This is a genomic window from Dapis purpurea BLCC-M126, from assembly GCF_050015975.1.
Classification (GTDB): Bacteria; Cyanobacteriota; Cyanobacteriia; order Cyanobacteriales; family Microcoleaceae; genus Trichodesmium.
This window is the reverse complement of sequence record NZ_JBNHER010000085.1, coordinates 1-24,738: the sequence shown is the minus strand read 5'-3', so window position 1 is coordinate 24,738 and position 24,738 is coordinate 1. Positions and strand designations below refer to the sequence as shown.

General features: G+C 35.3%; 15 protein-coding genes. 4 read left to right on the top strand and 11 right to left on the bottom strand.

All coding sequences use genetic code 11. The annotated features are described in order from the left end of the window. On the bottom strand, nt 1-3,229 hold a 3,229-nt coding region (locus ACP6PL_RS08090; protein ID WP_426544362.1), incomplete at its 3' end, for an nSTAND1 domain-containing NTPase. A gap of 666 nt (nt 3,230-3,895) precedes the next feature. On the opposite strand from ACP6PL_RS08090, the gene ACP6PL_RS08085 reads away from it, so the two are divergent. After that, nucleotides 3,896-4,360, top strand: coding sequence for a hypothetical protein (locus tag ACP6PL_RS08085; RefSeq protein WP_426544360.1), 465 nt, complete (start codon nt 3,896-3,898; stop codon nt 4,358-4,360). Nucleotides 4,361-4,788: 428 nt separating this feature from the next. Then, entirely contained in the window at nt 4,789-6,156 is a 1,368-nt protein-coding gene (locus tag ACP6PL_RS08080; RefSeq protein WP_426544358.1) for a hypothetical protein, read from the top strand. A gap of 617 nt (nt 6,157-6,773) precedes the next feature. Here ACP6PL_RS08080 and ACP6PL_RS08075 read toward each other — a convergent pair. From ACP6PL_RS08075 to ACP6PL_RS08065, 3 genes are all read right to left on the bottom strand, one after another. After that, nucleotides 6,774-8,432 carry a dynamin family protein gene (locus ACP6PL_RS08075; RefSeq protein WP_426544356.1) on the bottom strand — a complete coding sequence of 553 codons (1,659 nt, stop codon included), beginning with the start codon at nt 8,430-8,432 and terminating at the stop codon, nt 6,774-6,776. A 370-nt stretch (nt 8,433-8,802) separates the two neighbouring features. Next, the gene (locus ACP6PL_RS08070) at nt 8,803-10,881 is read right to left on the bottom strand and encodes a dynamin family protein (RefSeq protein WP_426544354.1); all 2,079 of its coding nucleotides are present in this window, start codon (nt 10,879-10,881) and stop codon (nt 8,803-8,805) included. A 650-nt stretch (nt 10,882-11,531) separates the two neighbouring features. Beyond that, nucleotides 11,532-12,200: a phosphoribosyltransferase gene (locus ACP6PL_RS08065; protein ID WP_426544352.1), complete on the bottom strand. Its 669-nt coding sequence runs from the start codon at nt 12,198-12,200 to the stop codon at nt 11,532-11,534. Nucleotides 12,201-12,481: 281 nt separating this feature from the next. On the opposite strand from ACP6PL_RS08065, the gene ACP6PL_RS08060 reads away from it, so the two are divergent. Further along, nucleotides 12,482-13,210, top strand: coding sequence for a uracil-DNA glycosylase (locus ACP6PL_RS08060; RefSeq protein ID WP_426544350.1), 729 nt, complete (start codon nt 12,482-12,484; stop codon nt 13,208-13,210). Nucleotides 13,211-14,084: 874 nt separating this feature from the next. Here ACP6PL_RS08060 and ACP6PL_RS08055 read toward each other — a convergent pair. The 4 genes from ACP6PL_RS08055 to tyrS all read right to left on the bottom strand — a co-directional run bounded on the left by ACP6PL_RS08055 (nt 14,085) and on the right by tyrS (nt 18,065). Beyond that, on the bottom strand, nt 14,085-14,318 hold the full coding sequence (locus ACP6PL_RS08055) for a DUF167 domain-containing protein (RefSeq protein WP_426544348.1): 234 nt from the start codon (nt 14,316-14,318) through the stop codon (nt 14,085-14,087). Between the two features lie 333 nt (nt 14,319-14,651). After that, complete coding sequence (locus tag ACP6PL_RS08050; protein WP_426544346.1) at nt 14,652-15,254, bottom strand: hypothetical protein; 603 nt, start codon at nt 15,252-15,254, stop codon at nt 14,652-14,654. A gap of 233 nt (nt 15,255-15,487) precedes the next feature. After that, a complete protein-coding gene (gene pyrF / locus ACP6PL_RS08045; protein WP_426544344.1) occupies nt 15,488-16,195 on the bottom strand; it encodes an orotidine-5'-phosphate decarboxylase in 708 nt (235 codons plus the stop codon). A 655-nt stretch (nt 16,196-16,850) separates the two neighbouring features. Next, a complete protein-coding gene (tyrS, locus tag ACP6PL_RS08040; RefSeq protein WP_426544342.1) occupies nt 16,851-18,065 on the bottom strand; it encodes a tyrosine--tRNA ligase in 1,215 nt (404 codons plus the stop codon). Between the two features lie 502 nt (nt 18,066-18,567). On the opposite strand from tyrS, the gene ACP6PL_RS08035 reads away from it, so the two are divergent. Continuing rightward, nucleotides 18,568-20,505 (top strand): transglycosylase domain-containing protein, encoded by a 1,938-nt coding sequence (locus ACP6PL_RS08035; protein ID WP_426544340.1) that lies wholly within the window; start codon nt 18,568-18,570, stop codon nt 20,503-20,505. Nucleotides 20,506-21,690: 1,185 nt separating this feature from the next. On the opposite strand, the gene ACP6PL_RS08030 is transcribed toward ACP6PL_RS08035, so the two are convergent. The 3 genes from ACP6PL_RS08030 to ACP6PL_RS08020 all read right to left on the bottom strand — a co-directional run bounded on the left by ACP6PL_RS08030 (nt 21,691) and on the right by ACP6PL_RS08020 (nt 24,386). Beyond that, a complete protein-coding gene (locus ACP6PL_RS08030; protein ID WP_426544338.1) occupies nt 21,691-22,014 on the bottom strand; it encodes a DUF1825 family protein in 324 nt (107 codons plus the stop codon). A gap of 459 nt (nt 22,015-22,473) precedes the next feature. After that, nucleotides 22,474-22,932: a D-aminoacyl-tRNA deacylase gene (dtd, locus tag ACP6PL_RS08025; RefSeq protein WP_426544336.1), complete on the bottom strand. Its 459-nt coding sequence runs from the start codon at nt 22,930-22,932 to the stop codon at nt 22,474-22,476. A 281-nt stretch (nt 22,933-23,213) separates the two neighbouring features. Continuing rightward, nucleotides 23,214-24,386: a CobW family GTP-binding protein gene (locus ACP6PL_RS08020; RefSeq protein ID WP_426544334.1), complete on the bottom strand. Its 1,173-nt coding sequence runs from the start codon at nt 24,384-24,386 to the stop codon at nt 23,214-23,216. Between the last annotated feature and the right edge of the window lie 352 nt (nt 24,387-24,738).

The window sequence follows — 24,738 nt, the reverse complement described above, 5'->3', positions numbered from 1 at the left end:
GGCGGGCGGTTTTGTCATTACTTGCAGTAGCAATGGTTTTGCCATCGGAGCTAAATGCTACTGCTCTTACCCAGTTATCGTGGTTGAGGGTAGCTAATTCTTTACCAGTCTCAGCATCCCAGAGGCGGGCGGTTTTGTCATCACTTGCAGTAGCAATGGTTTTGCCATCGGAGCTAAAAGCTACTGCATTTACCCAGTTATCGTGGTTGAGAGTAGCTAATTCTTTACCAGTCTCAGCATCCCAGAGGCGGGCGGTTTTGTCATCACTTGCAGTAGCAATGGTTTTGCCATCGGAGCTAAAAGCTACTGCATTTACCCAGTTATCGTGGTTGAGAGTAGCTAATTCTTTACCAGTCTCAGCATCCCAGAGGCGGGCGGTTTTGTCATCACTTGCAGTAGCAATGGTTTTGCCATCGGGGCTAAAAGCTACTGCATATACCTCGCCCTCGTGGTTGAGGGTATGCAGATGATCTGGCAGTTGAGTTAGCCCCTTGCGGATAGCTCTATCTGCCTCATTCTGAGGTCTATCTAAAAGCTGACTGCCTGAGAATTTTTTGACAACTCTACCCCACCAAGAGTCTGGCAATTTTTTTAATTCTTGAACTCTTTTCATTGATTCGACTCCCAGCAAAACACTTTTACCATAAAGGTTATCGTTTCTCAATACCTGTGCTTGAGATTCCATCTGACGAGCTAAGGATACTTGAGTATTATGTTTTGCTATCCTTTGTTGTATCCAACTATAGGTAGATACCCCAGTCATAAACACCAAAGAAACACCCAAAATTTGATTCCGTCTTTGAGCTAACCTCCTAGCTTTTTGCTCTTGTTCAAATTCCTTTTTTTTCCGTTCTTTTTCTTCAACTTCCCAACGCTTTCTCAACTCCTGACTTGCTCTGACAAATTCATAACCTACCCCATCCAATAAACCCATATCTCCATATTTTGTCACATATTCTTCTGCCTTAATTAACTGCCCTTCTCGCCATAACCAATCATCTTTTTTTTCCTGTTCTTTCCACTCGGCAGCATCTGCTTCTATCTTTCTTTCTAATGGCAAAGCTTCTTGATATTCTTCTACCCATTCCCTCAGTTTTTCCCAACTTCTAATTAACTCTTCGTGAATTACATCTAATAATGTTCCTTTTTCTGACTTATCTTTAGTTATTAACCGATTATTTTGGTCTGCTAATTTATTACTTACTTCTAACAAGAGTTCTAAACTATGTTGTTCATTTGGCAAATTTTCTAAAATTACTCGCCTCCGAGTATCTGTTATTTTTCCGGAATGAGCTGTTTGTTCTCCAGGCTGCACTAATTCTAAAAATATTCTCTTGGCAACAGATTTTTCCTCTTTACTCAAACTCTCAAATACTTCATTTGCTCGTTTAGTCAAAGTTCCTTTTATTCCACCTAACTTTCTATAAGTTCTTAGAGTTAAATATTTACTTTTCTCTTCTCCTTGAGTCGCATCTTTCCAAAGTGCATCGAGAGTATATTGGAGGAGAGGTAAACTTCCAGGATTACGCAAAAAGTCTTCCGTCATTTGAGCAACTAATCCTGGTTCGACTCCCATCCCTACTAATTCGGCTGGTTTTTTTATTGCCTCCTCTATTTCTGATTTTTCCAGAGGCGTTACTAATAATTGATTTTCTTTTATTTGAGTTGCCAAACCTGGATATTTTGAACATTGGTCGAGAAAATCTGCCCGCATTCCTAAGATTAGGCAAAGTTTGTTTTGAATAGTTTCATTTTCTATAGCTTTCAGGAAGCAATCGAAAAATTCTTGTCGTTTTGCGTGAGTTTCACAGAGGGTAAAAGATTCTTCAAATTGGTCGATTACCATGATGACTCTTTCGGCTTCTGCTGACTGAATAAATTCGATTAATTTGGCTGTTAAATTTTCTGGTTTTTCTGCTTCTATATTATCGGGATTATTTGATTTCTGAGGTGCAGTTTTAGATCCCCCCCAGCCCCCCTTTCCAAGGGGGGAGTTTGGAATTTCTTCCTGTGTCAGGGGGGAGCTTTGAGTTTCTCCCTTTTTCAGGTGAGAGTCTTCAATTTCCTCAACCCTCTTCTGTTTCTGGGGGGAGTCTTCAATGTCCTCTGTAGCTGTGGGAGCCTTCAAAGTCCCCCTTTCTAAGAGGGATAATGGGGGATCGGAAATTGCATCTTGCAGATTTTCCAGAGGAGTTGAAGTCGGAGTAAAAGGATTAATATAAAGCCATCTATCACTCCCGGATATTTTCTGCCCCCGTTTCAATTGATATAACAAACCTGCTCTTAATAAGGATGATTTTCCACTACCCGAGGCTCCTAATATGGCGACAAAATTATTGGTTCTTACTTTGTCTATTAATTCGTCTGTTAGTCTTGTTCTGCCATGAAAAAATACTGCATCTTCTTCCTTTTCAGTGAAATAAGATAAAGCACGATAAGGAGGAGTATTTTTCCAACGTTCATCTATAGGTTGAGTTGGACTATTCGTAGTTAAAATAATCGCATTTCCTGAATTATGAAATACAGGAGCTTGAGCAGTATCTAGCATATTCTTTTTAATAGAATCTGCCAATATATAGTTAGTTACCCAACCATCTACAGAATTTTCTGGATTTAAACCTTTGAGTAATCTAGCCGTAAAAACACCTTGTTCTCCATCTATTTGTTCCACACTTGTTTCAAAGGAACGAGCAGCAGTAATAAAACAACGACTTACTTGTTTTCCCGTACCAGGATCTGCCTCTTGAAAGTTCAAAAATTCTCCGCTAAAACAACAGTCTAACCAAACTATTTGTGTTTTGACTGGACTATTTTTTAATAATTGTTTTAACCAATTTAAAGAAATACCATATTTCTCATTTTTGATTTGAGCATCACTGGTAGCTAAAAATCCTTCTTGAATTCCTCCTTTTTCTTTCAAATAACCATGTCCGGCAAAAAAGAGTAAAGCCACATCAGGAACTTCATTTTTTGATGGAGGATTAAATAAATTAATAATCCTTTTTTCTAGGTCATTAACTTTGACAAGACCATTAGGAACAAATCTAGCTTGACCTTCTTCGTTATAAGTTTTAGGTAAACGTTGTACATGAAACTTGCCGTATTTTTCTAACATTTCGGCGATCGCTTCAGCATCTTTGACGGGTGCTTTGAGGTTTAAATCTCCAGGTTTCTTTTTTTTGAGAAATGGGTAGGAATTAATTCCAACGACTAATGCTTCTCTGTTCATAGTTATTAATTATATTGATTATTTAGAATGATTCTGAAAAAAATTACTGAAAAATTAAGGTATAAAGCCTTCTATTTCAAGAGAAAAAAATTCCTTGAGTGCCAATCCTTCTATTACAGAAGAGGTAATTATTAATAATTAAATAATTCAGCTTTATTAGCCTCCCCTTTCAAGGGGAAAAAGCGGTCGTTTGCGGAGCATTCCGTTAGGATGGGATGGCGAGATTTCCGTTCCCTACGGGACGCTACGGGAACGCCATATCCAATCGACCAAGAGAAAAGTGGTAGGATATTTCCTTATATTCAATCTGATGTTTTTAACCAGAGGTAATTATCCATTATCCATTATCCATTATCCATTAATAAAAGTATTTTTCAAGTGATTAAAAGAAAAAGTCTTTTGGTAAGGGCAGGTGTCAGGTAAGGATGCCGTCAAATTGGCGATATACAGAAGTCATAAGTCAGGTAGGAAAACTGTTTATGACTTGTTGTTTGTTGCCTATTGCTTATTGTTTGTTGCTTATTTCCTGTTGCCTGTTGCCTAAAAGTTTACAATATCTTACAATTCAAATTAGATTGGTATATTAAACAAGAATATAATCAAGATCAATAACTAAAGTCATCTAAAACTACAGAACAAATAAACTACAAATCAAGGAGACACAAAATGAACGATTCAGCAAACAAATTCTTATTATCCATGTTACTAGCAATCAAAGAGTTAGACAGTCCCCTAAATGAAGAAGAAAAAGAAAACCTTTATCTTGCTGGTCAACAATTATCCCTTGATCCTACAGCCTGGGAAGAAGATATTGAACCAACCCTGATGGAAATAATTAATAATAACCCATCTCTTAATACAGTTTTTCAAAGTATTAACTCTAAGCTAAAAGAAATTGATGAAATTCCGGAAAATTTAATTCCTAATACTGAAGAAATGACAGCAGTTATCCCAACTGACGAAAATCAACCCCTAGAACGTCCTATTCCTGATGTGGATGAGTCTGATTTTCAAAGCAATGAAATTACCAATGCAGCTATCCAAATTATCTCATCACCAGAGCCATCAGAAACAGTTAAAAAAATTGGTAAGTTTGATAAATTATTGAATTTAATTGGTCAAAATGATTAAGACAATAAATAAACTATTAGCAGTTTCCCCATTTTTTTTAAGCTTTTATTTAGTGGACTGACGCAGCTAATTTTGTTCATTAGGTCATTAGAGCGGGAGCTAGTTCAAGTTAATCTAATCAAGTGTTGATATTATTAATTTGAACTGGAACCCGCACCTACTAAATGTTGATATTATTAATTTGAAGTCTAGTCTCTAGTAATGGATTGTTTCATTTTAAATGTTGAAATAGCAAATTTTTAACAAATAACTTCTTCTAGTTGCCATAACAAATATAAACTAATATTTTAGCTGAAACAGTCTATTAGGGTGGGTTAGGCGCAGATAATTCTATCAACTCACACAATTTAATAGCGATTTGTCCTAACTAACCAATAATTACTTTTCGACTTATAGACTATATTAATAACTATTAACTGATAACTGAAATGACTCATATTATTAATCCCACCATTGACTTATTTCTCTATGACTTGAGAAACAGCCTCGGTGATGATGAAAAAGATATAGAACAAAAACGCCAATATTTTTATCAAAAATTCCATCCAACTGTTCAGGAAAAATTAAAACAAGACGGGCAAGAAAACAACCAAGGTATAGAGGTAGAATATATTCATCTACTCAAATCTACTTATGCTCTCTTAGATCCTAATAGTTCTGGAGAAGATGGTTATTACTATCCAGTAAGGTTAGGAGATAGTTATGGACTATTATTAGAAGTTGCTGAACCCGCCACAAAAACACCAGAATATTTTGCCGAATTAAGAGAAAAAATTGAACAAAAATTAGGAGGAAATACTCCTACATTAGGTCAGACTTGGATGTTATCTGCCTACCTACCCAATTCCTCAGAAACAACCCCAGAAGAAATAGAAAAAATTGCCAAACAATGTTACAAAGCAATTTTTCCCAATGATAAAAAAATAGAATTTGATGGCAAAGGTGAATTTATCGGAGCAACAATTTTTGAAGAATCTGACTATACCTTAAAACAAGATATGGTAAAGGTAGGAAACAAAGAAACTTTTACTGTTGTTCAAACTAAACATATTGTTATTGCTATTTATCCAGACGAAGCAACATTCAACAAATTAAGTGGATTTTATGTAGACTGGATGCGATTATTTTATTTTCACCATAAAATCGTTTGGGGTTACGGCCAAACTCGCATTCTAAGCATTCAAATCAAAGAGCAATTTAGTCAAATTCAGACAAAAATTGAATCTATAGAAGGAAAGAGACAATCTAATAAATTGGAAGAAATTAGTGATGTTCTGAGTGAATTCCAGGCGATAATTAACCACTATACCCAGAATCTAAACAATTTAAAATTTCAACAAGGCACAATAGAAATAAATTTAAGTAATTACGACAAAAGATTAGAAACTCTCCAGAAAAAAGCTACAGAAAAAGTCACTATAAATAAAACGGCAATTTCATTTTTAGAAGACTTCAGTATATTAGCCAACGAAAAATATCTTTTGCAAATCGCACGAGATTTACAAAATTTTGACCAGGGATTGCTATTATTAGAAGGTAATATCAACGCTATCCGCAGCCAAGTAGAAATAGAAAAAGCTAAGAACGATCAGAACTTTCAAGAATTAATTTCTGTGGTAGGTACTGGAGTAGCTGTTCTTAGTTTTATCGGTAATGATCCCAAAAAAGAATGTGAATTAATTTTCCCTAAGAATTTTTTCATTTGTGAAAGTACATTGCTCTTGAAAGTAACAATAATTTTAACTGCCAGTATATTTGTTTGGTTTTTCAGAAAGTATATATTAAAGCGATCGTAAATTAGTTTGACCAGAAAATAAGGTCTTATACCAATTCCCATGCATTAATGCTATTCTTGATTAAAACTTCAGTTATTAAGTAATTACTTTAGTAGAATAAATTTTTTGCTGATTTTAGGTAATTTAATGTTAATTCTTCTTTATTTATTCTTCTCCCGTAGTAGGGACGTTGCATGCAACGTCCCTAAAAACTCCCCTACTCCCCTACTCAATCAAATGTAGAAAAGTTTTTAAGAAATGGTCTTAAGCCTCTCCTTTTAAGAAAATGAAAAAAATATTAGATTCAGTATTTCGAGCCTGTAATATCAAATCCGGTAGTATCGGTATAAAAAAGCAGAGAAACCGGGTTTATATAAAATGCCCACTATACTGATATCTGTCTCCCATAAACCCGGTTTCTTATAACACCGAAGCCAACGGATTTGATATAACTTCAGCAAGAGGTAATATTAACTGATAACTAAAATCGTATACTTTAATAGATATCTCGCTAAATTCCCCACCGGAGAGTGGTTAGGGGTTGGTCTCCATCTCCCCATCTCCCTATCTCCCCATCTCCCCATCCCCCCATCTCCCCAACCATATAATAAGTATTCAACCGGATTTGATATCACTTTTTAACCAGCCAAAAATTCCAATTCTTGATTTATTTCTGTACATAAATTATTCAATAACTGCAGTTTATTTCTTAACTTAATTACCTCCGGTGACTGCTGAGTGACAGGAAGCTTAATGACTTTTTCTGCTATTGCTTCATATTCCTCAACTGCTTTTAAAGTTAAAGTGCTAAAACGACTTAAATAATCTCTAGCTGCATTCGCATAAGCTTGTTTCACTTGCTCCTTATAATTTGCTAAATTTTGTGATTTATTCTGTTTATTATCCCTCAAAAGATAGGTTGCCCCACCAACAACTGCAGCACCCATCGGACCTCCTAATAACCAACCTATTCCACTGGCGATCGCTATATTTCTCATACCACCTAATTTTTTAGTTTCTGATGGGGGTGGGGATGGCAAAAAAACTTTTGGAGCTTCAGGAAATGTAATTATTAATTCTTCTGTTTCTCCTGATTGAAAAAACTCACAAGCTTTATCAACCCACTCAGTCATTTTTTGTTTATATTTGAGAGCTTCTGGTCGAAATTTTTCCGACTCCCAAATATTGAAAGTTCTCTGTTCCAAAACTATAGCTAATTCAAATTGATACCTTTCCAAAAGCTTAGTTAAATATAGCCAACTTTGGAAATTTGAACTACTTCTTTGCAAACCTTCTTTAATTAATTTTTCTGCCCGCTTTTGAATTTCAAATTTTTCACTTTTCCGCTCTTGAATAGCAATTAACTCTTGAGTTACTTCCTTAACATTAGCCTTCATTACTTGGCATAACTGAGAAGCGATCGCCTGTACCCTAGACAACTGAATATTTGTCTTTTCCCCATAAACTTCAACAATACTTTGTAAAGCAGATTCAAAAGATGCTAAACCAGCTGTTTGTGCCACAGAAACATCACCTTTTAACCGCCCCCGCAAAGCAGGCAAAGCATCAACCCGATACAAATTACTAATATTATCCGGTAGTTCAGAGCGAAAACTTTCTGCCACAAAGCGCATTCTATTTGAAACTTCTTTTTGCTCCTCAGCTTCTAACAAATTCATAAAATTAACCACAAAAACCACAGTTTTAATACCCCTTTCATCCAACCAATCTCTGAGATTTTCTTGCTCACCCAAAGTCATCAAATTTCTAGCATCTAAAACCTGTACCACCAAATCAGCAGTTAACAATTTTTCCTGCACTAAAATATTCTGAGCTTCCCTGTCATTAGTTCCTGGTAAATCCAAAAATTCTACCCCTCTTTCCAGAAAAGAATGAGGGCAATAAACTTCTACTGAAGTTACATCATCACGCATTTGGCGGTTATCGTCTAGGACAGCATATTCTTTGAGAATATCTGTACCATTGGCATTAATTATACTACCATCTTTCAACTGAATTCTTGTTTGTAATTCTTTGCCATATTTGATATAAATTGCCGCTCCAGTAGTGGGAATGAGATCTATCGGTAATGTTCGTTGTCCTAACAAAGCATTTAGGAGGGTAGATTTACCATAATTAAATGGAGCAAAAACAGCAATTTTAAAAGAAGGGTTTGCCAGATATTCACAGATAGAAATTACATCTTTTCTCAATTGAGAATCTGGCTCAAGTTCTAAAATTCCTAGAGCAGAATTAAAATAATTTGTTAGGTTTTGGTAATGTTCTTTTTGCTGCATTTTAATTCAGTTATCAGTCAACAGTTGTCAGTTAACATTTATTAGTTATATCAAATCTGCTTGTGGGTAGAGTTTTATAAGAAACTGGGTTTATGGGAGGTAGATGTTAATATGGTAGGGTATTTAATAGAAACCCAGTTTCTATACTTTACTTTTTTATACTGATATAGCAATTCCCAAAAAGGGTGAGGTACAAAATTTTAGGTTTGAGGGAATAGGGAACAGGGAACAGGGAATAAAAAGACAAAAAGATAACTTTACCTCACGACCTTGCGAAACGCTATAGTACCAGATTTAATATTATATCACTTTAAAAAAAGACAGTTATTCAACTACTCTGGTTGTAGTTTCTCCCCACACTGCCTTCTTCCTAATCCCTACCCCCTACAAAATTATGATAGATAGTCTCAATTTTTTGATACTCAGATGATACATCAGTTTCTAACTGCTGAAATCTAGCTAATTCTTCTCCACGATTAATTTCTCGTTCCTCTTTTTGCTTGACTAAATTATCTAATTCACTCTGCCGAGATTGAATATCATCATCTATCCTTTCACTCACTTCTTGCTCATAACTATCAAAGCATTCTTTAATTGCATCATGGACTGGTTGCCACTGTTCTTGAGCAACTTGAGGTAAATGTTTTACTAACTCTTTTTTAGTTACTTGAACTAACTGTTTTTTTGCTTGATCGGCTTGCATTACTCCCACTCCTAAACCTAATAATGCTAAACCAACCGGACCTAAAGTTATGCCAGTTATTGTAGCAATAATTGTTCCTATTCCAGCCACAGTAACCAAGTTTAATAAAATATTTTTCCAGTCAAAACCAGCTCCAGCCATTGCCATTCCAGCAATATTTCCTCTGGCTAAAGAAAATAATCCCATCGCCCATTTTGCCCAAGTGGGAGAGTCATCTTCTTCACCATAACTGCTAAAAGAATTAACTTTTTTCCCTGTAATTTTTTCAGTAATTTTATCTGTAACTTTAGTGTAAGAAGCACCATAATAGGCTGCCATTCTTGATAACTGTAAAAATGCCGCATCCATTTCACTTTCCACAGTTATTGTCCAGGCAGCTAATTTATCATTAATATATTGTTCAAATGCTTTTTTTAGTTCTGCTTCAAATCCTTCTCGTCTATCTTTATTCAGAAAATCCATAAAGTTTAAATCTGGCTGATAATGCAAAAAGTCAGCCTCGAAAGTATCACCTAAATTTAAGACATAAGACCGAAAAGAATTAGCCACAACTTTAGCTTTCTGATCCCGAACAGTTCTAATTTCTTCTTTGAATTGATCGCGAATTTCTGTGAGTTTTTTAAACTCCGGTTCCACAGAATTAATCCTACTTTTCAACTCATTTACATCCTCATCTAATAAAGGCTTTCTTCTAGCGATAGCCTCCCGAACATGACTATTAGCTTGACTAGCTAAAGTCTGAGCTTGTCGAAATTCTTGAACTGCTCTTTCCTTAGTTAAAAAATTATTCAAAGCACCCATAAACTCTGGAAAACCTGTTCCCTCTAAAGAAGCAAAACTATCTTTTATCCGCCTTCGCAATGCAGGTAAAGCAGATATTGCAAATACCCTTTCTTGATAAATATCTTGACCATCAATCATGCAATATTCAGCCAAATTAGCATGAAAAACCTTTCTAACTTTTTCTTCTGCTGACTCTAATTCTTCTGCATCATCCGGGTCAATTAAACTTTCTCTAATTTGGTCAAAAGCATTAATCAGAAAAAATACACTTAAACCCCTATTTTTAATATAATTTTCTAAATAACGACGTTCTCCCAAAGTACAAGGTTGAGTTGCCCTCATCACAAATAAAATAGCATGACAATTATTAATATATCCTAGAGATAATTCATTCCTCGCCTCAGTATCATTCAATCCCGGACTATCAACAATTTCTATACCTTTTTCTAATAGTCCTAGAGGATATTCAACCACAGCATAATCAACATCAGGAAAAGCTTGTTTATTCTCCTTTTCTAATCTTTTCGCTTCTGCCGGATCGATTGTATAATTGCTCTTAAAGATTTTAAAATCTAACTCTTCAGGACTTTTGCCATCATTAAAATAAACCGTTACTTTTTTCTCCCTTCCATAACGCAAAATAGTTAATAAAGCCGTACAAGGATTAACATCACTAGGAAGAATATTTTCACCAATTAAAGCATTTAAAAAAGTGCTTTTGCCTCGCTTCATATCTCCCAAAACCATTAATCGAAATACACCCTCTCGGAGATTTTTCCCAGCAACCTTAATATCCTCTATTTCTCTTGCTAAACCCAACTCACCAGAAGTTTGTTTACCTGCTAATTCTGCTACTTTTAAAGTCTCAGACATTTCTTCTAAACTATCAGCGACTTTAGTACGAACTTCCGCTACTTTTGCCAAGTCTTGAATGAAATTTTCAGTTTCTATTTTGTTAGTCATGTTGTTTTTTATTTTCTACGAGAATAGGTATAAATTTAAGCATTCAGCACTCAGCTATCAGCATTCAGCTAAAGTCAAAAGTTACTAATGTAAAAGATTTAACTTTTACCAATTTATTAACACTTTTGCCTAGTGCCATAACAGAAAAAAAATTTACTTTAATACTTGAGCTAAGGATGAAGATAACACAAAAGTGTTTTTTATTTCTAATTCCTACTTGAAAATTTTATCCTCAACAAATTAAATCTGCAAAACTATAAATACTGAGAATTAATATGTAAAATTGAGCAACCTGTTTTAATATTAAAGTAAGCATTAAGCTATTAACGGTCAGCTTTTCCTACAAAATGCTGCGCAAACAGCTTTTTATAGACTTGACTTGTAAGGGCAAGGTTTAAAAATGAAGCCAAGTATTCATTTAACTTCTACCACATTTTTATGCTTATTCTTAGAACTATCCCAATTGTTTTTTCCCTCCTTTAAAAGTAGTATAGCTGATAGCTGACTGCTCAATGCTTACATACCAAATTTTGAAAAAATAGTTATAATTAGAAGCTCTCGTACTATTACTCTAGTCCTATCTATCTTATTGCTCAAGCAATACTACAAACAAAAACTTTCATTACTGATAACTGATAACTGATAACTGACTATAACCACTCTGCCTGTTGCTGTAAACAAGCCAAAGCAACCTCAGTCTCCACTTGAGTAAATTTACTATAAAATCGACTCACATTCAGAAACGGGTGAGGAGTCTCCAACACAATTAAGCGATCGCAACAATCCCTCAAATCTTGAAGCAACTCTGGAGGAGCAACTGGCACACATATCCAAACAGCATGAGGTTTCTGTAACTGAATAGACTTAAGTGCAGCTACCATCGTCATTCCTGTAGCTATTCCATCATCAACCAAAATCACTAACCTATCTAGAGAACTAATTTCAGGTTTTCCCAAACTCAGCTTTTCTAATTGAGATAAAGCTCTTTGTTGTGCTTTTTCAATCAGAGCGTATTGAACTCGTAAACTCCGTGGTTTCTGCTTTGACCAAACTAAACAACCATTTGCCGTTACAGCACCGAGTGCTAATTCTGGATTAGATGGTAAAGTAATTTTCTTCGCCACCACCACACTTAATGGACACCCTAACCGACGAGCAACTGGTACTGCTACTGGCAACCCTCCTCTTGGTAGAGCATAGACAATGGGCTTTAGTTCCCAATCTGTTGTTAACTTTTTATGGCAAAAGTCGGAAAAAATAACTTCGGCCAACTTTTTTCCGGCATCAGTGCGATCGCGAAAAATATGGATAGATGACATAATAATGAATAATGGATAATGGATAATTAATAATGAAAACTACCTCTAATTAGGGCTTGCTAAAAAAGTCCTATGAGCTAGGGTAGGAGTCAATGGATAATGGATAATTATGGCTTGCTGATGAGTTCTCAAAGCATTGAAATACAAAGGCTTTAGTCTTTTTAGTGCCAAAAAAGTACTAGCTTTTCGGTCGCTCAAGCTCAAAAAGTTAGCATTTTCAGAGATAATTGTTCATTATCAATTATCCATTATCAATTATCCATTATCCATTATCCAAAATTATGTCTAGTGAAAAACAACTCAGCCTCTTTGAATGGTCAAACAATGATGACTCATCAGAATCAGAGGTAGATTCTGACTCCGACTCTAGCCTCATTCCCACAGATGCTAAGATTCCTATTCCATCAGAAACATATCAAACAATGGAGCAAATAGCTGTTCATTGTAACCAATGTAATAGATGTGAACTAGGAGAAAACCGGACTAACGCTGTTATTGGTAGAGGCAACCCCCAGGCAGAAATTATGATTATTGGGGAAGCACCCGGTCAAAATGAAGATGAACAAGGTTTACCATTTGTGGGTAGATCTGGGCAACTGCTCGATAAAATTTTGGAGTCTGTGGAACTGAGTAGCGATCGCCACGTTTATATATCTAATGCTATTAGATGTCGGCCACCAGAAAACCGGACTCCTACTCTCAAAGAGATAGAAGCTTGTAAACCCTACTTATTAGAGCAAATACGTCTTGTCAACCCGAAAATTATTCTCCTAACTGGAGCAACAGCAGTTAAAGCTTTGACTGGTGATAAGCGAGGTATTACTAAAATTCGGGGTCAATGGATGGAGTGGGAGGGGCGACTTTGTATGCCTATTTTTCATCCAGCTTATCTTTTGCGTAACCCTTCTAGGGAACCTGGTAAACCAAAGTGGTTAATGTGGCAAGATATTCAGGCAGTTAAGCAAAAATTAGAAGAGCTTCAAGGTGATAATAATTCTATAGATTTTTGAACACAGTCTTTTAATTAAAGAAAGATAATATTATATTTCGGGACTTAGGCAAAGGTACTATATATAGAGTTCCAAAACTATAACGTTATAGTTTTTAGCGCTACATACATTGTCTCTGCGTAAGTCCTAATATCTTCAAGTAAGCATTTAGCTATTAGCGGTTAGCTCTGCTACTTTTGAATGAATCAAGCACCGATCAAATTAACTAATACCAGTTACCGAAATATTGTGGTTTAAAGCCTCCCCTTAAAAGGGGATAATAAATAAAAATTTTCCTGTTCGTCAATCCTCTTCTTTTCAAGGAGAGGTAATTCTAAATTCTTAATTCTAAATTCTTAATTCTTGAACATGCATTAATGCTATACTTCGGTGAGACTTCAACAGCTCATAAGTTACCAAGATTTAAAGTCTTTTTTGACAATTATTAGTTAGTTAGTAATTATTATCACTACTCCCCACACTTCCTCGTCCAATCATATATAGCAAGATTTTTGAGAAATAGTATAAGTAGCTATTATATTTGCTTTTAATTCTAATTGTTAGTCAGTCTCTAAATACTAATTCGGGTTTGCTGAAAAAGTATGAGTGGTAAGAGTCAGGAGTCAGGATAAATGGGGAATTGAGAGGAGGTAGTCTGATAGAATATCCCTTAATTTTTTAGCTATTGTCAGCCTAAAATCCTAACTTTTTGGTCGTTCAAGCTTAAAAAGTTGCACTTTTTTTGACTCTAAAAAGGCACTTACCTTTATCTGTAAATTCTTTTAGATTTAATCAACAAGCTATAATTCTTTCTCTAAAGATAATTAATTAATAAATAATGGCTGATAACGCAGTTATTCTGTAAAAGACTAGCTGACAGGTAAATGCTGATTAGCTAAGTTTCTGGCAGATAAATTTCAATCAATTTATTTTTTGAAGATAAACCAGATTTAATCGTAATTTCTGATTTTTTCACATTAAACTTTTTTGCCAAAAGTTTAATTAATTCTTGATTAGCTTTACCATCCACCGGAGGAGATTTCAAACATATTTTCAAACTGCCGTCTGATTCAGTTTGAACACTTTGTTGTTGAGAATTTGGTTTAACTTTTACTTTTAAAATAACCATAGTTATAACATTTTTCATTAATATAGAGTACAGAGATTTTGGTTTAAACGAATAAGTAAGAACGAAGAAGTTTTGTAGTCTACATTTGTGAAAACTGTTGTGAGCCAAAATTCAATAATTAATCATTAATCATTACCTCTTCTTAAAAAAAAGAGGATTGGTTAAAAGGAAATTTTTTCTTTGCTCAGGAGAGGCTTGAAACCTTAATTTTCCCGTGAAAATCAAATTGCAGCAGTTTTGGAGTTGATGAGGTACAAAATTTTAGGACTTTAGGGAGTAGGGAAAAAAGATTAATCTTAGAACTCTACCTCACTATCCTATCAATTCTGAATTCTAATTTTTTCCTTTTTCCTGAAAATAACATCCTTTTAACCAAGCTCTAATACCTTTAGCAAATACTCCATTACTGCTATTTTTTGGTTGAGGCGGTATATTTTCTGGTAAACTTTCTTCTATAGAAAACATATTAACTAATTCCCATTGTGTCTGATTTTGCCTCACAAATAACCAATGAAATTGTTGTAACTCTACTACCTGACTATCTCGATATTGTCTTTCTAAAGTTGTGAGAAAAATTTGATTAATATCCTCCTGTATAAAAGGCGTATAATCCATCGGTAAAGGTTCAAACTCAGGACGACCTGCAATAACTATATTCCTTTTTAAATAATCCTTACTTGGCTGGCGATCGCGTTGAATTTCTCGATTAACATAACTAGGTAAATCTAACATTAAGGCTGCCACTAGAATTTCTAAATTATCAGAATTTTCAGGGCAAGTAGATTTTTTTTTCGGTGTTTCAGTAGATTTTATTTCTTCTTTTATTTGTCTTCTAGGTCGTCTAGGTTTTCTACTTCTAACAATTATTTGATTGTTGATACTAACAAATATAGAACTAGGTAAAAATAAATTGTTACTAACTGTACTAATAATCATGATTGTAGAAATAAATATTTTCAAAAAAAATAACATTCGGCTCTAGGATTGTCATATTAATATTTCCCTGAAAGTTATCATGTATGAAAATAATTTACTGTTCAGTAATTTTTCCAAAGAATTTACAAATCAAAATTTTCAACTATTTAACCTCATACCAATTTTAAGCCTCTAAATTCAACTAGAGGTACTGGTAACTGATAACTGAACACTAAACTCCCCTCTTTCTAATTTTATTCAATTTCCTGACAAATACGTTCCAAAGCCTCTTTTGGGTCAGCAGCAGCAGTAATAGGTCGGCCAATCACAAGATAATCAGCACCAGCTTGAATGGCCTTACTAGGAGTAAGCGATCGCTTCTGGTCTCCTGCTTCTGCCCAAGTTGGCCTCACTCCTGGACAAACTAACACAAAATCATCTCCACAAACCCGCCTCAACTGTTCCACCTCTTGAGGAGAACAAACCGCCCCACTTAAGCCAGATTCCTGAGCCAATAATGCCATCTGCAAAGCATATTCTGGCAACTCCAAAGGAATTTTTAGGTCAAAAGCTACATCACGAGATGTTAAACTCGTCAAAATAGTAATAGCTATTAACCTTGGTGGCTTTTCCCCTGTAGCTTTCGCCCCTTCCACAACAGCTTCTTGTGCTCTAGTCAAAGCTACTCTACCGGCAGTAGCATGGATAGTTAGTAAATCAACACCATAACTAGCAGCAGACTGACAAGCTCCAGCAACAGTATTAGGGATATCATGGAACTTTAGATCTAGAAAAATTCTTTTCTGACGTTGTTTAAGAATTGAGAGAATCTGAGGGCCACAACTCACAAACAATTCTAGACCAACCTTCCACCAGATTATTTCCGGTAATTTGTCTATCAAGGCGATCGCTGCTGCCTCAGTCGGAACATCTAACGGAACAATAATTTTATCAATACTCATCACTTTCACTACACTATATAAGTAATATTTTTTAGTATTGTCTATTTTTCAGCAGTCAGACAAATAACTAAAACGTTATAGTTTAGAGTAATTTCCACCTAGTGCAGGATGGCGGAAATAACTGACCAGTTAAAAAATCATAAAAGCATTACCAAGGAATACTTTTGAGTGTTGACTGTTGACTTCCGCGTAGCGGCACTAGAGATTTTCCTTCCCTCTGAGCCAGAATTTCTCTCTACTGATTTTTCCCAACTTTGGGTCTAAGTAAAAGTATGAGAAATTCCCAGTTGTCTATTTTTCAGCACTCAAACAGATAACTAAGACATTATAGTTTTGAATAATTGCCACCTAGAGATTTTCCTTCCATCTGAGTCAGAATTTTTTTCTAGGGATTTTTTCCGACTATGAGTCTAGTGCAGGATGACGGAAATAAGTGACCAGTGACAAAATACTCAAAGCCTTACCAATCAAAACTTCTAAATTCTGAATTCTGAATTCTGACTTCCGCGTAGCGGTACTAGGCATTCAGTATAATAAATTCCCAGTTGTTTATTTCTCTGGTGTCAAACATCAAACTAAGACGTTATAGTTTTGAGTAATTTTCACCTATAAATTTTCCTTTTTTTCTGACCTTGAGTCTGAGCAAAAGTATTGCTTAATTTTTGACCAAGCGGACAAAATTTTTCTTACCTACCCGTAAAACCTTACCATCAAGGTCTGCCGGAGAATCAAAAGTCAAATTCTGATCTGAAATACGGTCGTCATCCAAACGTACAGCTCCCCCAGCAATTTTTTTCCTAGCTTCAGAACTACTCTTACACAAACCACTAGCGCTAACAATATAAAACAACTTGGCTGGAAACTCCACAGAAGCCAAAGAAAATTCTGGCACTGCCTCAGTTTGACTCATATCTCCCTCAAGTACCATTTTCACAGCCGTTTCTTGAGCTGACAAAGCAGCTTCTTGACTGTGATACTGAGACACAATATCCAAACCCAACAATTTTTGTCTTTCGCGAGGATTCTCCGGCAACTCATCAAGAGGTAAATTTGTCAAGAGTTCAAAATACTTTTCTACCTGGTCATCAGGAATTTTCTCAAGCTTAGAATACATAGTCAAAGGGTCTTCCGATAAACCCACATAATTTCCTAGAGACTTAGACATTTTCTGCAACCCATCAGTCCCCAACAAAATCGGCATTAACAGACCAAACTGAGTCTTCTTACCAAAATGACGTTGTAAATCTCGCCCCACCGCAATATTAAACTTTTGGTCAGTACCGCCCAATTCCACATCAGCATCCACAGCCACAGAATCATAACCTTGCATTAGGGGATAGAGAAACTCATGGATATAGATAGGATTTTCCTGTTGATAACGAAGAGCAAAACCTTCCTTCGCCAACATCTGTCCCACAGTCATAGTTGCCAAAAGTTCTAGAATATTTGCCAAATCTAGTTTAGACAGCCATTCTGAGTTGTAGCGAATCTCTAGTCGGCCTGGTGTGTCAAAATCCAATATTGGCCGGACTTGCTCTAAATAAGTTTTGGCATTTTCCTTTACTTGCTCAGAAGTTAACTGCCGTCGGACTTCAGATTTCCCAGTCGGGTCGCCAATTCTTGCGGTAAAATCTCCTATGATTAATACTGCTGTATGTCCAGCATCTTGAAATGCTCGGAGTTTCCTAACGGGGATACTATGGCCTAAATGGATATCAGCTCCTGTAGGGTCTATTCCCAATTTAACCCGCAAAGGACGGTCTGATTTGCTTAACCTCTGGGTTAAGTTTTCATTAGGGTCTTGAGAATCTGGTTGATCTGGGAATATTTCACTGATGCCACGATGTAGCCATGTAAATTTATCAGTCATTATTTAGTATTAGTGAATTTATATATCTAGTATCTAGTCAAATTTAGTAGAGAAAGTTATGAATAAGCTTGTGAGTAAATCGGAAAAGTTTAGCTACTCTGAAGATTTTTGTCCTCGATCAGCCCACTAATAATGAGGAGTGCTAAAGTAGCATAAATTATTTACAAATATCATCAATCCTTATTTTTCTTGTACATACTTTCCACAGGCATCAATTTAAGCATAATTTATTGATATATAGCAATTAGCACTTAGCTATAGCGATCTCACCAAAAAATGATAACTATTAGTAATACCCTTGAGGAATACAATAAGCAAACCTCTTAAATTACATATTAAACCCCAATAATAAACCTCTTGCCCAAGGAAAAGTCAAATAAATTACAGTATAGAAATCATCAACTTATTACTACTCCCCTTTTGACTGTTGACTTACTTCTGTCAGAAGTCTAATTACTTAAGATCAAAAATCACCAAATCTAGTTAAGGAAGTTAAATCAAAGTGTCAACCAACGCTCTCCCAAACAAGCAAACTAAAAAAAACAACTCTGAACCTGCACCAGTATTCGAGTTTGTTCAATCTGTCAGTAAAGTTACAGCAGGTACAGTATTAGGCATTACCATGCTGACTAGCTCATTAGTTGCTGGCGGATTGGTAGGTTTAGCCATCAGCTTCCGTAATCTGCCAGATGTAAGGGTACTAAAAAATTATACACCTTCAGAAACAACTCATATATACGATATCAAAGGTAGACCTCTGGCAAGTCTCCATGACGAGGCCAACCGAGAAGTAATACCTCTAAACCAAATTTCTCCAGACTTAAAACGAGCAGTTCTGGCGATCGAGGATAGTAACTTCTACAATCACTTGGGGATTTATCCCATTGGTATTATCCGTGCTCTTGTGGCCAACTTGGAGCGGGGTAGAACTGTTGAAGGAGGTTCTACTGTAACTATGCAGTTGGTGAAAAATTTGTTTTTATCTCCCACAGCCAAACTTAGTCGAAAAGTAGCTGAAGCAGTTTTGGCAATTAGAATGGAGCAAATTCTAGAAAAAAATGAGATTTTAGAATTATACCTTAACCAAATTTACTGGGGTCATAATCTATATGGAGTTGAAACTGCATCTAAAAGCTATTTTAATAAGTCTTCTAAGGATTTAACTTTGGCAGAAGCTGCCTTAATGGCAGGTATGATTCCCGCACCAGAGGAATATAGCCCTTTTATTAATTACCAAAAGTCTAAGCAGCGTCAGGCCACAGTATTAGCCAGGATGCGAGAACTAAATTGGATTACTGCTGAGGAGGAAGCAGAAGCTCTCAAACAACCATTGTTAGTAGGTAAAGTGACGTCTTTTCGTCAGAGTAAACTTCCTTATATTACTAATGCAGTTATTCAGGAATTAACTGAGAGGTTTGGTAAAGATGCTGTTCTGAAGGGAGGAATGCGGATACAAACTACTATTGATATGAACTTCCAACGGATGGCCGAGAAAACTGTGACTGAATGGCATCAAATATTATATTACCGAGGGCTTTATCGGAGTTGGGATAAAGGTCAATTAGCATTGGTAGCTGTTGATCCACGCACCCACTTTGTCAAGGCAATGGTTGGTGGGGCAGATTTTAAGACGAGTCAGTATAATCGTGCTGTTCAAGCTCGTAGGCAACCAGGCTCTGCGTTTAAGCCTTTTGTTTACTATGCTGCTTTTGCTTCGGGTAGATTTTCCCCATCTTCGGTAGTGATGGATAGTCCTGTTAGTTACCGAGATGGTAGTAATCAGAGATACTCCCCTCGAAATTATGGCGGTGGATATTCTGGAGCAGTTAGTATTCGTAAGGCTTTGCAGTCTTCTCTGAATATACCTGCTGTGAAAATTGGTCAGTCTGTCGGGCTTAATAAGGTAATTGAGATTTGTCGTATTTTGGGAATTAAAAGTCCGATGGAACCTGTAATTTCTTTACCACTGGGTTCTGTCGATTTGACACCTCTGGAGATGGCGGGTGCTTATGCTACTTTTGCTAATAATGGTTGGCATTCTGATACAACCTTTATTGTCCAGGTGACAGATACCAGTGGAAATGTTTTGTTGGACAATACTCCTAAACCTAAATTGGTTCTGAATCAGTGGGCTGTAGCATCACTTAATAGTGTATTAGTGGGGGTAATTGAACGAGGTACGGCTACTAGGGCGAAAATAAGTCGTCAAGCTGCTGGAAAAACTGGTACGACTTCTTCGGAAAGAGATGTTTGGTTTGTTGGTTATACTCCTCAGTTATCAACTGCTGTTTGGGTAGGTAATGATGATTACCGACCACTCAACTATGGAGCTACTGGGGGAACTACTGTTGCACCTATCTGGCGTGATTTTATGAACCAAGCCATGAGTGGTATGCGTAAAGAATATTTTCCTCCGGCATATAAGTTTGATAGGCCGTAATTTCTCATCAGATTTTTTTAGTAAGTTGGAAACCAGCCAGTTTTAATGGCTGGAGGGAAGTGAATCCAAAGGTTTTAGCCTGTAGTCAAAACATTGCAGGGACTAAATATTTTCACCATTATGTTTATTGTAAGACGGAAAATTATAGAGGTTTTCACTAATGTTGACTACAAAACTTCTGTTTATGAATGTAGAATTTAGAATGTAGAATTCAGAATTATTAAATTAAGGAATTATAGTGGTTTTCACTCATGTTGACTACAAAACTTCTGCCCTCAGCATAAGTCTCTTTAAGCCAAAATCTCTATACTCTATTTTAATGAAAACTGCTATAATATCATGTTCGGATAATCACTAATAATAAAGTATATGGTTTGTATTAGGGCTTCAGCCCGAACTGTAGATAGGGCTGAAGCCCTACTACGAACTGTAATTATAATAACTATTTAACCGTTAGCGTAGCTCCCCCGAAGGGGGCACATAATATAACTTATAGTATCTGACCCAAAATAACAAAATTAGAAACTTGTCTAGCCAAGAATTTAAAGTCTTGCGATAGTTGTGTAGATTATCCCCAAAAAATGGCGTTGTTGAATAAATCTATGATTTTTAGGGGGTCAGGAGTTAGAAGCTAAAAATGAGATTTTTCTGCGCCAGGAATGAGGGGAAATAGGTCTGATTTACACATTATAAATTTAGGGATTTCATACCGTGTTTCAGCAACGCCAAAAAATATATATAACGTAGGGGTTGACTTTGTAGAGTTATATTATGCCAGTTTCAAAAAATATTGCTAAGTTAGCAACTGTTTGGCGTTAGGTACAGAAAGAGTTGGGAAAGGTAGTATGGTGAATAAATTTGAAACTTTGATAGTTCAAGCTTTTGATAAATATTAAAGATTCAAAAAGCTAAATAAATAAGCTTTGATGCTATCAAGCAGTAATTCACTTCTTGAAGTAATAGTAGTAAAGTAATGAGGTTGAAATAGCGCAAATTTTTCCCTGTTTTCTGTCCTCACACTTAGGAATTTTGCAGCAAACCCTAAATAAACATTATGAGTAGAAGAAAATTGCTTCTTTCTCAAGATTTAATCAAGAAAGTAAGCAGGTTTCTTCTCAACTTTTTTTTCTGGTTTGCCGAGCATATTAAATTGCAATTAATAAGCGGTTATTTATCTTGATTAAATCAGGACTGCTTTTGCAATTCTGATTTCATTCTTTCTAAAGTTATATGCATTTGATCGAACATTTGTTGAGGAGTAATACCGAATTGATTTAACTGAGTTTTGAGTTGTTCCATAGTCATTTGAGCCATGAAATCTTCCGATAATTCAAATCGCTTCATAAAAATACGATATCTCTCCATCATAGCTTCCATTTGATCGATATACATCTTTTTACCTTCTCGGTCAAATTTGCCGTAATCACTTCCTAGGTTAATTAAGGATTGATAATCCTCAAATAATTTTTTGGCTTCTTGTTGAACTACTTCTGAATCAAAGAATCCCATAGTTTTCCTTTTTTAAAACTCTAAATATTATATTAACTAAAATTTTACAGGCTGGAACCCTATAAAATGACAATTATGATATCAATCTGATATCTGTTCATTGCGCAATACAATTACTTATTTAAGTATAACATTAATTGTGTCCTAGATATTGAGCAAGAATAGTGTGGAAATACCTATATCTTAGTTCGTCAAACCAGAAATTTTATTTATAGTAATGTAAGTATTTCCCAGGAAATGCTTATATGCTAATTATCAGGTTATATATCAGGTTACTCCCTTTTTTTCTTTTCCCTATTTGACATAGTTACTATATTCTTAACTTATCAGAATAATTTATTACCGAAAAATAAAGGTATCAAGCCTTCTATTTCAAGACAAAAAAATGCTAGTATATTTCCTTATATTCAATTCCCTTACGGTTTTAATCAGAGGTAATTATCCATTATCAATTATCCATTAATTAATAGCTTCTCTTTCTAATAATAAAGTTACCGGACCATCATTATCAATTTCAACTTGCATCATGGCTCCAAAAATACCAGTTTCTACTTTTAAACCACTCAATTTTAATTGCTCTACAAATAGATGATAAATTTCTTTAGCAACTTTAGGAGATGCGGAATTATCAAAAGATGGGCGACGACCTTTACGACAGTCTCCATAAAGAGTAAATTGACTAACTATTAATAATTCACCATCTATATCTTTGACAGATTTTTCCCAACGGTTATTATCACTATCTTGGTCAGGAAATAAACGCATATCTAAACATTTACGCACCATCCAATTTATTTCATTTTCTGTATCATTCGTGGCAATACCAACAAGCAAATTTAATCCTTTGCCAATTTTGCCGACAATTTCTCCATTTACTTTTACCTGAGAAAAATTAACTCTTTGGATAACAACTCGCATTTCAGTTATCAGCTTTTTCAGTTATCAGTTATTAGTTATCAGCTTTTAGAGTTCAGCATTCAGCTTTCAAAGATTTGCTAATTTCTGAGTGCTGAGTGCTATATTTTGACCAATTAATTAGTAGATGTTGCTGAATTAAGGGATGAATATTAAGTGGGATCGGCATCCTGTCTGTCCGAAAATATGGAAAATATCAAGAACGCAAGATGCCCATTCCACAAAACTATTAAAATCATCCGGCATTTATACAAGGCAAATTAATAATTATTAATTAATAATTATTAATTAATAACACAGTCTTCTAATTGCGATCGCAACTTTTCATGTTCTAAGTTTTGACCAATCAAAACCAACTGATTTTTATGATTATCTTTCCACTGATCATCATCAACAATACTAAACCGCTTACCACTTAAATGAAATATATGTCGTAAAGAGCTTTCTTGAAACCATAAAATACCCTTAGCTCTAAACACATTTGCAGGTAATTCATTATCCAAAAAACCTTGAAATTTCTTAAGAGAAAAAGGCTTATCACTTTGGAAAGAAATAGAAGTAAATCCATCATTTTCTAAGTGGTTAGAATGATGGTGATGATGTTCATGGTCGTGATGGTGATGATGCTCATGGTCATGCTTATGGTCATGATGATTTTCATGTTCATGGTCATGCTCATGGTCATGATGATTTTCATGTTCATGGTCATGCTCATGGTCGTGATGATTTTCATGTTCATGGTCATGCTCATGGTCATGGCCATGGTCATGTTTATAAGCTTCTATTTCGTCAAAATACTTATCCGACTCAAACAAACCCACACTTAGAATTAACGGTAAAGCTGCTTGCGATTCCCTAGTTCTAATAATTCTAGCATCTTTTTTAAGATCCCTAATTTTCACTTCCAATGAATCTAAATCAGCTTCATTTACCAAGTCAGTTTTATTCAACAAAATAATATCACCATAGACAATTTGACTATATGCTGCTTGACTATTAAATAAATCAAGACTATAGTTAGCAGCATCTACCAAAGTAATAATTGAATCTAGGCGAGTCATATCCCGTAACTCAGTTCCTAAAAAAGTTAAAGCCACTGGCAATGGGTCAGCTAAACCAGTAGTTTCTACTACCATATAATCAATTTTGTCTTGTCTTTCTAAAATTTGATAAACTGCATTTTTCAAATCATCATTAATAGTACAGCAAACACAACCATTAGTAAGTTCCACCATTGTGTCATCTGCATCAGTAGAAACAATTAATTCATTATCAATGCCAATTTCTCCAAATTCATTTACCAAAACAGCAGTTTTTACACCCTGTTGATTTTGCAATATATGGTTAAGTAAAGTAGTTTTACCACTCCCTAGAAAACCCGAAATTATTGTTACTGGTAAACCATGTTTTGGTATATCCATATTTGAGGTATCTAATTGAGTAGTTGTTGATTGCATAGTCTTCCTCTAAAATTAGGTTAATCTTGATTATTGATTGGTATTAATGACAAAAAAAGTAGTCATGTTACCTCATAAGTTAAAATCGAAGCTGTCCTATAGAAATAGATAAACAGGTATATTTGCTTTCTCGCTAGGCCAGTACGATTATTATAGTAGGAACTTCAATACTTCCAAAGGAAGAAAAACCTAAATTACAGCGCTTTTCAGATTGATAACCTTACATCACAATCAAAACCACAGTAGGTACGTTCCATGGAAGGTCTCTTCTGTGGTATACCCATAAAAAAATTGCTGTAATTCATTAATTGATAATTGATAATGGATAATTGATAATTACCTCTGGTTAAAA

Coding starts and splice junctions, on each gene's coding strand:
- ACP6PL_RS08075 (WP_426544356.1), bottom strand. CDS start 8,432: ATGCAGCAAAAAGAACATTACCAAAACCTAACAAATTATTTTAATTCT.
- ACP6PL_RS08060 (WP_426544350.1), top strand. CDS start 12,482: ATGTCTAGTGAAAAACAACTCAGCCTCTTTGAATGGTCAAACAATGAT.
- dtd (WP_426544336.1), bottom strand. CDS start 22,932: ATGCGAGTTGTTATCCAAAGAGTTAATTTTTCTCAGGTAAAAGTAAAT.
- ACP6PL_RS08085 (WP_426544360.1), top strand. CDS start 3,896: ATGAACGATTCAGCAAACAAATTCTTATTATCCATGTTACTAGCAATC.
- ACP6PL_RS08030 (WP_426544338.1), bottom strand. CDS start 22,014: ATGGGATTCTTTGATTCAGAAGTAGTTCAACAAGAAGCCAAAAAATTA.
- ACP6PL_RS08055 (WP_426544348.1), bottom strand. CDS start 14,318: ATGGTTATTTTAAAAGTAAAAGTTAAACCAAATTCTCAACAACAAAGT.
- ACP6PL_RS08070 (WP_426544354.1), bottom strand. CDS start 10,881: ATGACTAACAAAATAGAAACTGAAAATTTCATTCAAGACTTGGCAAAA.
- ACP6PL_RS08020 (WP_426544334.1), bottom strand. CDS start 24,386: ATGCAATCAACAACTACTCAATTAGATACCTCAAATATGGATATACCA.
- ACP6PL_RS08050 (WP_426544346.1), bottom strand. CDS start 15,254: ATGATTATTAGTACAGTTAGTAACAATTTATTTTTACCTAGTTCTATA.
- ACP6PL_RS08065 (WP_426544352.1), bottom strand. CDS start 12,200: ATGTCATCTATCCATATTTTTCGCGATCGCACTGATGCCGGAAAAAAG.
- tyrS (WP_426544342.1), bottom strand. CDS start 18,065: ATGACTGATAAATTTACATGGCTACATCGTGGCATCAGTGAAATATTC.
- ACP6PL_RS08080 (WP_426544358.1), top strand. CDS start 4,789: ATGACTCATATTATTAATCCCACCATTGACTTATTTCTCTATGACTTG.
- pyrF (WP_426544344.1), bottom strand. CDS start 16,195: ATGAGTATTGATAAAATTATTGTTCCGTTAGATGTTCCGACTGAGGCA.